Origin of the sequence: Shewanella sp. (assembly GCF_048265805.1) — a bacterium.
Taxonomy (GTDB): Bacteria; Pseudomonadota; Gammaproteobacteria; order Enterobacterales; family Shewanellaceae; genus Shewanella.
Map to the genome: position 1 here is coordinate 1 of NZ_JBLXAT010000033.1, position 10,622 is coordinate 10,622.

10 protein-coding genes are annotated in these 10,622 nt (G+C 50.2%); 3 read left to right on the forward strand and 7 right to left on the reverse strand.

Going from position 1 to position 10,622, the window contains the following annotated elements; all coding sequences use genetic code 11:
* Positions 1-482: 482 nt before the first annotated feature.
* From ACN0TT_RS17665 to ACN0TT_RS17695, 7 genes are all read right to left on the reverse strand, one after another.
* Complete coding sequence (locus ACN0TT_RS17665) at positions 483-668, reverse strand: hypothetical protein (RefSeq protein WP_417763463.1); 186 nt, start codon at positions 666-668, stop codon at positions 483-485.
* A 191-nt stretch (positions 669-859) separates the two neighbouring features.
* Positions 860-2,077: an NADH:ubiquinone reductase (Na(+)-transporting) subunit F gene (gene nqrF, locus ACN0TT_RS17670; RefSeq protein ID WP_417763464.1), complete on the reverse strand. Its 1,218-nt coding sequence runs from the start codon at positions 2,075-2,077 to the stop codon at positions 860-862.
* A gap of 24 nt (positions 2,078-2,101) precedes the next feature.
* On the reverse strand, positions 2,102-2,710 hold the full coding sequence (nqrE, locus tag ACN0TT_RS17675; protein ID WP_417763465.1) for an NADH:ubiquinone reductase (Na(+)-transporting) subunit E: 609 nt from the start codon (positions 2,708-2,710) through the stop codon (positions 2,102-2,104).
* A 9-nt stretch (positions 2,711-2,719) separates the two neighbouring features.
* Positions 2,720-3,340, reverse strand: a complete 621-nt coding sequence (locus ACN0TT_RS17680) for an NADH:ubiquinone reductase (Na(+)-transporting) subunit D (protein WP_417763466.1) — start codon at positions 3,338-3,340, stop codon at positions 2,720-2,722.
* A gap of 1 nt (position 3,341) precedes the next feature.
* Positions 3,342-4,112, reverse strand: a complete 771-nt coding sequence (locus ACN0TT_RS17685; RefSeq protein WP_417763467.1) for a Na(+)-translocating NADH-quinone reductase subunit C — start codon at positions 4,110-4,112, stop codon at positions 3,342-3,344.
* Positions 4,099-5,334: an NADH:ubiquinone reductase (Na(+)-transporting) subunit B gene (locus tag ACN0TT_RS17690; RefSeq protein WP_417763468.1), complete on the reverse strand. Its 1,236-nt coding sequence runs from the start codon at positions 5,332-5,334 to the stop codon at positions 4,099-4,101. Before ACN0TT_RS17690 ends, ACN0TT_RS17685 begins: the two co-directional genes overlap by 14 nt.
* Positions 5,334-6,695: a Na(+)-translocating NADH-quinone reductase subunit A gene (locus tag ACN0TT_RS17695; RefSeq protein ID WP_417763469.1), complete on the reverse strand. Its 1,362-nt coding sequence runs from the start codon at positions 6,693-6,695 to the stop codon at positions 5,334-5,336. The genes ACN0TT_RS17690 and ACN0TT_RS17695 overlap by 1 nt, the downstream gene beginning before the upstream one ends.
* A gap of 612 nt (positions 6,696-7,307) precedes the next feature.
* Between ACN0TT_RS17695 and ACN0TT_RS17700 the strand changes: the two genes are divergently transcribed.
* The 3 genes from ACN0TT_RS17700 to ACN0TT_RS17710 are packed head-to-tail and all read left to right on the forward strand — an operon-like array spanning position 7,308 to position 10,580.
* Positions 7,308-7,571 (forward strand): chaperone NapD, encoded by a 264-nt coding sequence (locus tag ACN0TT_RS17700; protein ID WP_417763470.1) that lies wholly within the window; start codon positions 7,308-7,310, stop codon positions 7,569-7,571.
* 37 nt (positions 7,572-7,608) lie between these two features.
* On the forward strand, positions 7,609-10,092 hold the full coding sequence (gene napA / locus ACN0TT_RS17705; protein WP_417763471.1) for a nitrate reductase catalytic subunit NapA: 2,484 nt from the start codon (positions 7,609-7,611) through the stop codon (positions 10,090-10,092).
* Between the two features lie 59 nt (positions 10,093-10,151).
* Complete coding sequence (locus ACN0TT_RS17710) at positions 10,152-10,580, forward strand: nitrate reductase cytochrome c-type subunit (RefSeq protein ID WP_417763472.1); 429 nt, start codon at positions 10,152-10,154, stop codon at positions 10,578-10,580.
* Positions 10,581-10,622: the final 42 nt, after the last annotated feature.

Below are 10,622 nucleotides of genomic sequence, written 5' to 3' on the forward strand. Positions count from 1 at the left end.
CGGCACATCACCTGCCTTGCCTAAATCACGCGCTGCCTGCTGCAAAAACAATCAGCAAAGATAAACAGCCCCTAACGCATAATCGCAGCGCTAAGGTATAAAGAGGCGTTTACAGCCCAGTGACAGACAGTTGATGCTTTTGTGACAAGCGCTTAGCTCATACTATGCCTCACGCAATATCAGTGCTTGTTTGAGTCAATCCCAGTGTGAGTGCTCTGCTAATGCAAGTAATGATGTTTACGGCCGACGCATGCTGCGTCACAACAACGCCGTTAGTGGCATGCCCTATTGATGCGAGCACAGGGTAAATGCAAACGCTGAGAGAACGAGCTAAACCACGGTGATCATATGCTGGCGGGCTGATACACAAGATTTGGTGGGGAATGCCCGAGAGATAATGCTGCAGGATAAACGAATATGTTGGCTAGAAAAAATGCGGGGGCATCAATCAATAAATGCTCCCCATCCGTTCTTCTAAGGTACTAATCGTGCCGTAACGTATTATGTGTATTGGCACTGGTATCGCTATTCACTTGCTGTGACAGTGCAGAGTGGCTATCTGGCATCAACCACTGGTTAATCGCGTCTTTGTGGGCGGTAAACATATAGACGAATACACACAAAAGTAACGCGGCAGCGATAGTAAATGGGCATTTTAACCGTTGCATAAACAATTCCTTTTACTTGAGTCCGTTAGCTGAAATTACATGCTTTCACACGTATTCAAGTGGGTTACTTTGTTATACATCACGGTTTTCATCATGCCTAAAAGGTGTGCCTAGCGCAACAAATAGTCACATAAAAAAAACAACGTTACATAAATGCAACGTTGTTTTTAACGTGGAGCATGTAGGCTAGCTTAGCCGCCAAAGTCGTCCAGCAGGATGTTATCGCGCTCTACACCAAGGCCCTCCAGCATAGAGATCACTGAGCTGTTCATGATCGGCGGGCCGCACATGTAGAACTCACAATCTTCCGGTGCTTTGTGGTTTTTGAGGTAATGTTCATACACCACGTTATGAATAAAGCCGGTGTAACCACTCCAGTTATCTTCCGCTAACGGCTCAGACAACGCCAAGTGCCACTCAAAATTGTCAAACTCCGCCGCTAAGGCGTCAAAGTCTTCTCGATAGAACACTTCGCGTAGTGAGCGAGCACCGTAAAAGAAGGTCATTTTCCGCTGCGTTTGGCGGGTTTTAAGCTGGTCAAAAATGTGTGAGCGCATCGGAGCCATCCCTGCACCACCGCCGATAAACACCATTTCCGCGTCAGTCTCTTTAACAAAGAACTCACCGAATGGGCCGGAGATAGTCACCTTGTCACCCGCTTTGAGGTTGAAGATATAAGATGACATCTGTCCTGGCGGCACTTTATCGCTTGGCGGCGTAGCAATACGCACGTTCAACATAATGCGGCCTTTCTCGGCCGGATAGTTGGCCATAGAGTAAGCGCGCATCACCTCTTCATTCACGGTAGAAACGAGATCAAACAGGTGGTGTTTTTCCCAGTCTTCACGGAATTTTTCAGGGATATCAAAGTCTTTGTAGTACACCGTATGCGCGGGGGCTTCAATCTGGATATAGCCACCGGCTTTGAATTTTACTTCTTCGCCTTCGGGCAGTTTCAGCAGCAGCTCTTTGATATAAGTCGCGGTAGAGCGGTTAGAAATCACCTCACATTCCCACTTCTTAACGCCAAAGATCTCCTCTTCTAGCTCCAGCTCCATGTCAGACTTCACCGCCACCTGACAGGCCAAACGGCAGCCCTCTTTGGCTTCTTTCTTGGTAATGTGATCCATCTCAGTTGGCAGAATATCGCCACCACCGGATTTGATATGCACGCGACATTGGCCACATGTACCACCGCCACCACAAGCCGATGGCACAAAGATATCTTTACTGGCCAAGGCGCCCAACAATTTGCCGCCGCAACCGACCGTCACGCTTTTTGCATCATCATCGTTGATGCGTAGCGTCACATCACCGCTTTCAACTAAGCGGCTTTTAGCAAACAGAATAATTATTACCAGCAGGCATACCACCAGGGTAAACATGCCGATGCCGTAGATCATTTCCATCTGTATGTACCTTCTGTTGAATGCCTATAGGGTGATGCCAGCGAAAGCCATAAAGCCCAGCGCCATCAAACCAGTGGAAATAAAGGTAATGCCAATGCCTTGTAGGCCTTCTGGAATGTTGTTGAACTTCAACCGTTCCCGAATCCCCGCCAACAACACAATGGCTAATGCCCAACCCGCGCCCGCAGCTGTACCAAACACCACTGACTCGCCAAAGTTATAATCACGGTTCGACATGAAAATAACCCCGGCAAAAATCGCACAGTTAACGGTAAGCAACGGCAGAAAGATACCCAGCGTTTGATATAACACAGGCACGTATTTATCGAGCACCATTTCCAGAATTTGCACTAAAGCGGCAATCACCCCAATAAAAGTGATGAGCTGCAGATAACTCAAATCCAGATTTGGCAAACCAGCCCATGCCAGCGCCCCCGGTTTCAACACCCAAGTGTAAATCAGCTGATTCACTGGCACGGCCAGCAACATCACCACGATAACGGCAACACCTAAGCCAAACGCGGTTGAGACTTTCTTCGATACCGCCAAGAAGGTACACATACCGAGGAAGAACGACAGCGCCATGTTGTCAATGAAGGTCGCCTGAATAAACAGATTAATATAGTGTTCCATGTCGGCTCCTTACTTGCGCTTACGACGGGCGATGTTAACCACCCAGATGATGACGCCAATCAAGAAGAATGCACTTGGCGGTAACTTGAACATTTCGTTCGGCAGATACCAGCCGCCATTTGCCACAGTTTGAATAATCTCGTGACCAAACAACGAACCTGCGCCCAGCAATTCACGCACAAACGCCACCGACATCAGAATAAAGCCATAACCGGCGGCATTGCCGATAGCATCCATCACCGACAGCAGCGGAGGTTCCTTCATGGCAAAGGCTTCCGCACGGCCCATCACAATACAGTTGGTGATAATCAAACTGACAAACACCGACAGCTGTTTAGACAGATCTGGTGCCAAATCTTGCAACACCATATCCACTACAATCACCAACGAGGCAATCACGGTCATCTGCGCAATAATGCGCACACTGTTGGGAATAAACTGGCGGATCAGCGAGATAAAGAAGTTGGAGCAGACCAATACAAAGGTCACTGCCAAGGTCATCACTAACGCCGTTTGCATGGAGTTACTCACCGCCAAGGCGGAGCACACCCCTAACACCTGCATTGCTACAGGGTTATTCGCAAAAATTGGCGAAATGACGAGTTCACGAGTTGAGGTACGTGCGCTCATGTTACACCCCCGACGCTTTCAGTTTTTCCAGCAGTGGTTCGTAGCCTTCTTTGCCAAACCAGAACTGGATCAGTTTTTCGACGCCTGCACCAGTGCGAGTTGCGCCACTGACACCATCAATGCCATTGAGATCGCCCGCCTTAGCTCCGCCTTTAACAATCTTCAACGCCACGTCACCGTTGCTGTTGTAGATCTGCTTGCCGTGCCAGGTCATGCGCCACTCTTCATGGTTAACGAAATCACCAATACCTGGGGTTTCGCCATGCTCGTAGAACACAATGCCTTGTACGGTGTTGAGATCTTTCTCCATGCCGATAAAACCATAGATGATTGACCATAAACCTTTACCGTAAACTGGCAGCACCAAAGCTTGCAGTTGACCTTGGTCGTTTTTAACTTTGAAGATACGGACGTTGTTGGCACGGGTCTTAATTTTGGCAATATCTTTGCTAATCGAGCTGGAGGTATCTGGATTTATAGCGGCCATTTTGGCGTCGTAATCCAGCACGTTCTCAACTACCACAGGTTCACCCGTTTCCAGATTCACCAACAGTGGTTCGACTTTGGCTTGGAAAATCTCACGGAAGTTATCGTTAGTGACGCCATCAATATTGGCGGCGACCAGCACGTTGCGCATCAGTTCATCGCGCTTCTTCGCGAGCTTACGCTCTTTGAGCACATCTGCAGTGCCTGTGATCATGAAGGAACACACGAGGCACAACACAATGGTAAACACCATGGTGCCCGCAATACTGTCTTTATTGAATGCCATTACGTTTCATCCTCCGTTTGATATTGAAACGTGCCACCAGCGAATCCAGCAGCGGCGCCCATAAGTTGGCAAAAAGAATCGCCAGCATGATGCCTTCAGGCATTTTGACGTTCGCCACACGAATCACGATCGCCATTGCGCCAACCATCAAACCAAAAATGATTTTGCCCGGACGGGTGTACGCGGTGGTGACGGGGTCAGTCGCCATAAACATCATTGCCAGAGCAAAGCCGCCGGTGACCAGATGCCATGTCCACGGCATGGAGGAGTAAACATTTTTAGCATCGCCAAACACGTTAAACGCGATAGAAGTCAGTATCATGCCCAGCAGCACACCAGCGACAATGCGCCAATCAGCCAGACGAGTCAGCAGCAGTAATCCGCCACCAATCAAAATCGCCAAGGTGCTAGTTTCACCCACAGCACCGACTTCAAAACCTAAGAAAGCATCCCACCATTTAGGGTCAGAAAACGCTTGAAACCAGCTGTAGTCCGCGCCAGCAAAACTCAGTTGCTGAGCGATACGGAAACTCTTTGCAGCGGTTTCTAATGTGGTAGCACTGGTGTAACCGTCAACGGCCACCAGTTGCTGCACGGTAGTGACTTCCGTGGGATAGGCAAAATAGATAAAGGCCAGACCCGCTAGCGCAGGGTTTAAAAAGTTATACCCCATGCCACCGAACAGCTCTTTGGCGACGACCACACCAAAGCTGATACCCATGACCACCAACCACAAGGCGATGTTGGCTGGCATACATAAGCTAAACAGCAAGGCGGTAACAAAGAAGCCTTCGTGCAGATCTTGTTTTCTGACTTTGGCAAACACCACTTCCCAAAACAGCGTAGTGACCAACGCCGCCAGATAGATTGGCAAGTAATACACCAAGCCATAAAACACTTTGCCGGCAAAGCCCGTCTCAGCAGAGAACTCACCAAACAAGGTGCGATAAATCGCTTGGTGCCAAGTGTCGGGCAATGTAGCGCCGCCTGCTAATGCTAGCTGTGCTTGTAAGCCGATGTTGTAGATAGCAAACAAGATGACCGGTAACAGACACATAGCAACAATGGTCATGGTACGTTTTACGTCAATCGCATCACGCACATGCACTGTGTCTTGAGTACTGCCACCGTGGCCGATAAACAGCGAACGGAAAAAATCCTTAATGGTACTTCCGGGCGCGTAGTACGCGTCCTGAAGTCCGGGTTTATTGGATTTACTCATTAACCTTCCCTCTCGATGATCGTCAGACAAGCACGTAGCTCCTGACCGAAGTCGTACTTACTTGGGCAGACAAAGGTACACAGCGCCAGATCTTCTTCATCCAGCTCTAATGCGCCCAGCAGTTGCGCTTCATCGGTATCTCGCACCACCAGATCGCGCACCAACAAAGTGGGCAAAATATCCAGCGGCATCACGCGGTCTAACTGACCAAATGCCATCATGGCGCGTTTAGCACCGCCAATATGGGTAGTCATGTCATACAGCTTGCGAGGGAGGAACCGAGATAACACGGTACGAGTAATGGAAAACTTATCAGTGCCGGGGCGAACCCATGGCAATACGCTTGCTGCATGGTCTTCTTGCAACACTGAGACTTGCAGCTTGAATCGGCTTAAAAAGTCCAGTTCATCCTCGGCCGCATGGCCTGATAGCACTGAACCTGAAACCACCCGCGCAGTATCAGCATCTTTGATCTGCCCCGCCACCAGCTCGCTGGCTTTGGCACCCACCACAGTGCGTAGCAAACGTGGATCATTCACCGCTGGACCAGCCAACGCCACCACGCGGCGACTATCAAGCTGACCCGTGGCAAATAAACGCCCCACCGCAATCACATCTTGGTAGTTGATATGCCATGCTTGGCGCTCCAAGCTTACGGGCATCAACTTATGCATGTGAGTACCGACTAACCCAGCAGGATGCACGCCTTGGAAGCCGTAGACTTCAACACCGTCCACATCATGACCCGGCAGCGGTTCGGCTTGACCGTCTTGGCAGAGATAAACTGTACCGTCGGTCAAGAAGCGCAGTACCTTAATGCCAAAGGCAAAATCATCAGCGGCTTCATTGATAATGACACGAGGATCTGCGGCTAATGGATTGGTATCCACCGCAGTAATGAACAGGCCAGCGGGCGCCGAACCTGGTTTTGGAGCACGGGAAAATGGACGAGTACGCAGTGCTGCCCATAAACCGCTATCGAGCAGCTTTTGCTGCACCGCATCGCGGTTAAGTGTGCTTAGCTCGGTGGCACCGAAATCGATGGCATCATCACCATCGCAATCAATCACCACCGATTGCAGCACACGGCGTTCGCCACGGTTCACCGCGCTAACCACGCCAGCGGCGGGGGCGGTAAAACGAACACCTGGGTTACTTTTGTCCTCGAACAACGCCTGGCCTTTTTTGACCCGGTCTCCCACTTCAACCAACATGGTTGGCTTTAAGCCAACATAGTCGTTACCCAACAGGGCAACCTGTGAAGTAGATGCGGCCGGTTCAATGATCTGCCTGGGCGCTCCAGAAATAGGCACATTGAGGCCTTTTTTTACTGTGATTACACGCTCAGAAGTACTTGACATTGCGGATCGCTCTCAAGATTTTAGGAAACTGTTCACATGGTATATTCGCGCCAATAAATTTTCCGTCATCTAAATCACATAAGGCTAAAAATTTGTAATATAAATACAAATGTCGCAGTAAATTTCATCCATTTTTAAGAAAAGCGGCCAAAAAACCGCACAATTCCCGTGGTTAAGTTTCATAAAAAACTTAAAAATATCTTAATGAATATTACTTGAGTGATAGTGAGATAGCGGCAAAACGTAGGTTTAGTCGGTGAGGTAACGCGAGATTAACGACAAAATCGCGGCTATAGTCACTGCTACTAAGCTACGGTTTATGGGAGAAGCTGGGCAACAATTTGGGCTACGCATCGAATAGCAACCATTGCACCTTCCCTAATGCAAATATCCACGCCCTGTCATACACGACTCACTACGAAGCAAAAGCTAGTTAAGCACCAGCTAAATCACTGAGTTATGCGATACAGATCACGCCAAAAACATGATCGTGATCGCCAATCTACCCGTTTACCTCGCTAGAGGTATATCCCCATATTTTGTAAGTTTTAGACTTTTACTCACTAAAGTCTGGGGGCTATACGCAGCCCCGCTTGTCGAGTGAATACCACCATGTCAGACGCCACCACAACGGAATACCACATCACCAGCTTGGTGATTCATGCTGCGCAACAGCATCAACCGCAACTGCAACAGCAGATCAGCGCCCTAGCAGGTGCCGAGGTTCATACCTGCACCGATGACGGCAAGATGATCGTCACCGTCGAGGCTGAATCGCAGCAAGCCATTCTGGATCAGGTTGAAGCCATTAACGGCTTACGCGGGGTGCTTTCCAGCAGCCTGATCTACCACCAAGTTGACCAAAACTGTCATTAAAAACTGTTACTAAAACGAATAACAACGAGGAAACACCATGAGCATCAGTCGCCGCGAGTTTCTAAAAGCGAATGCCGCAGTAGCCGCCGCTACCGCCGTAGGTGCCACACTGCCGATTAAAGTGGTCGAAGCAGCGTCGCAGGAAGACAACATCAGTTGGGATAAAGCCCCGTGCCGCTTCTGCGGTGTAGGTTGTTCCGTGTTAGTGGGCACCAAAGAAGGCAAAGTGGTTGCCACCAAAGGCGACCCTGAAAGCCCTGTCAACCAAGGGTTGAACTGCATTAAGGGCTACTTTCTTTCCAAAATCATGTACGGTAAAGACCGCCTCACCACACCATTGCTGCGGATGAAAAACGGTCAATACGATAAAGAAGGTGAATTCACCCCAGTGTCATGGGATGTCGCCTTTGACACGATGGCCGCCAAATGGAAACACGCCATTCAAACCAAAGGGCCAACCTCTGTCGGTATGTTCGGCTCAGGTCAGTGGACCATCTGGGAAGGTTACGCCGCGTCCAAACTGCACAAAGCCGGATTTCGTACTAACAACATCGATCCGAACGCACGTCACTGCATGGCCTCGGCAGTTGTCGGCTTTATGCGAACCTTTGGTATCGACGAGCCCGCTGGTTGCTACGATGACTTTGAAGCCGCTGACCACTTTGTGCTGTGGGGCGCCAACATGGCGGAGATGCACCCAATTTTGTGGGCACGGTTGTCTGGTCGTCGCCTCAATAACCCTAATGGCAAAGTGCATGTGCTTTCGACCTACCAAAACCGTTGTTTTGACTTGGCCGACAATGGCGTGATCTTCCGTCCACAATCAGACTTAGTGATCCTCAACTTTATCGCCAACTACATCATTCAAAACAACGCAGTAAATACCGAGTTTGTAAATAAACACACTAAGTTTGCCCTTGGCGAGACCGATATTGGTTATGGCCTGCGCCCAGAGCACCCATTAGAGCAAAAAGCCAAAAACGCTGGCAGTGGCAAATCAACGCCTATTAGCTTTGATGAATACGCTAAGTTTGTTAGCAGTTACACACTGGAATACGCCAGCGAAATGAGCGGCGCCAGCAAAGAACAACTGCTAGCGTTAGCTAAAAGCTATGCCGACCCGAACATCAAAGTCATGAGTTTGTGGACCATGGGCATCAACCAACACGTGCGCGGTGTGTGGGCCAATAACATGTTGTACAACCTGCACTTGCTCACCGGTAAAATTGCTACGCCGGGTAACAACCCGTTCTCACTGACTGGCCAACCATCGGCCTGCGGTACTGCCCGCGAAGTAGGCACCTTTGCCCACCGTCTGCCAGCCGACATGGTGGTCACTAACGATGCGCACCGCGACACCTGTGAGCAAGCATGGCTGCTGCCAAAAGGTACCATTCCCGCCAAACCTGGCTACCATGCCGTCTTGCAAAGCCGCATGCTGAAAGATGGCAAACTTAACTGCTATTGGAACATGTGTACCAACAACATGCAGGCGGGGCCAAACGTCAATGAAGAGGTCTATCCGGGCTTCCGTAATCCAGAAAACTTCATTGTGGTGTCTGATCCCTATCCGACCATCACCGCCGTTACCGCCGACCTTATCCTGCCAACCGCTATGTGGGTAGAGAAAGAAGGCGCCTACGGTAACGCCGAGCGTCGTACTCACATGTGGCATCAACAGGTCAAAGCCCCAGAAGGTGCTAAATCTGACTTATGGCAGTTAGTAGAATTCTCCAAACGCTTCAAAGTCAGCGAAGTCTGGCCTGCCGAGCTACTGGCGCAGAAACCCGAATATGCCGACAAAACCTTGTACGACATTCTGTTCGCCAACGGCAAAGTGAATCAATTTCCAAGCAGCGATTGCAAAGGCAGCATGAATGACGAAGCCGACGCTTTTGGCTTCTACATCCAAAAAGGCCTGTTTGAAGAATATGCCGCCTTTGGTCGTGGTCATGGCCACGACTTAGCGGAGTTTGACGCTTACCATGCCAGCCGCGGTATGCGCTGGCCGGTTGTCAATGGCCAAGAAACCAAACGCCGCTTTGTCGAAGGCTCAGACCCATACGTCAAAGCCGGAGAAGGTTTCCGTTTCTATGGCAAACCCGATGGTAAAGCGGTGATCTTCGCCCTGCCCTATGAGCCAGCGGCCGAAGAGCCAAACGAAGAGTTCAACCTGTGGATGAGCACCGGCCGCGTACTGGAGCACTGGCACACCGGCACCATGACCGCCCGGGTGCCTGAGTTACACCGCGCGGTGCCAGATGCCCTGCTATTTATACACCCTGAAGATGCCAAAGCCCGTGGCTTAGCCGATGGCGATGCGGTGTTGGTAGCGTCGGCACGTGGCGAAGTGAAAACCCGCATTGATACCAACGGCCGCAACAAGCCACCGCGTGGCGTAGTGTTTATGCCGTTCTTTGATGCGCGTCAGTTAGTTAACAAGCTGGTACTGGATGCGACTGACCCGTTATCCAAAGAAACTGACTTCAAAAAGTGCGCTGTGAAAGTGGTAAAAGCCTAATAAGCCGAGCCAGCGCTGCCGACAGCGGCGCTTCAATTGCCATAGGCGGAGAGAATACAATGAAAAAGACCTTAATCTTAGCCGTAATGTTATTTGCGGTAAGCGGCTGTAGCGGCCAAAACAGCAGTGAAAATGCTGCACCAGTGAACGTGAAATCACTCGCAGGCGACACCACTGTGCCAATTACCCAGCCTGCAACAGAGTTAGCCCTGTACCCACAAAAAGGACACGCACTGGCACGTAACTATGCCCAGCAACCACCGCTGATCCCGCATAAAGCCGATTACCCGATTACGCTCAAACGTAACACCTGCTTGAGCTGCCATGCGTGGGGCAAAGCGGAACGGATGCACGCCACCGCCATTCCAAAATCACACGTGATCGATGATAACGGCACACTCAATGGCCGTAATTACTCATGTAATCAATGCCATGTACCTCAGGCCAGCAACAAACAAGCGATTGTGGGAAATAGCTTTAGTCAATGACAGACAAGAGCAGTTGCGAGAAGCGAGTTACGAGCTTAAAGC

Bases quoted from the DNA above. Each gene is read 5' to 3' on its own strand.
- ACN0TT_RS17685 (WP_417763467.1), bottom strand. From the start codon at position 4,112: ATGGCATTCAATAAAGACAGTATTGCGGGCACCATGGTGTTTACCATT.
- ACN0TT_RS17690 (WP_417763468.1), bottom strand. From the start codon at position 5,334: ATGAGTAAATCCAATAAACCCGGACTTCAGGACGCGTACTACGCGCCC.
- ACN0TT_RS17680 (WP_417763466.1), bottom strand. From the start codon at position 3,340: ATGAGCGCACGTACCTCAACTCGTGAACTCGTCATTTCGCCAATTTTT.
- ACN0TT_RS17695 (WP_417763469.1), bottom strand. From the start codon at position 6,695: ATGTCAAGTACTTCTGAGCGTGTAATCACAGTAAAAAAAGGCCTCAAT.
- nqrE (WP_417763465.1), bottom strand. From the start codon at position 2,710: ATGGAACACTATATTAATCTGTTTATTCAGGCGACCTTCATTGACAAC.
- napA (WP_417763471.1), top strand. From the start codon at position 7,609: ATGAGCATCAGTCGCCGCGAGTTTCTAAAAGCGAATGCCGCAGTAGCC.
- ACN0TT_RS17665 (WP_417763463.1), bottom strand. From the start codon at position 668: ATGCAACGGTTAAAATGCCCATTTACTATCGCTGCCGCGTTACTTTTG.
- ACN0TT_RS17710 (WP_417763472.1), top strand. From the start codon at position 10,152: ATGAAAAAGACCTTAATCTTAGCCGTAATGTTATTTGCGGTAAGCGGC.
- nqrF (WP_417763464.1), bottom strand. From the start codon at position 2,077: ATGGAAATGATCTACGGCATCGGCATGTTTACCCTGGTGGTATGCCTG.
- ACN0TT_RS17700 (WP_417763470.1), top strand. From the start codon at position 7,308: ATGTCAGACGCCACCACAACGGAATACCACATCACCAGCTTGGTGATT.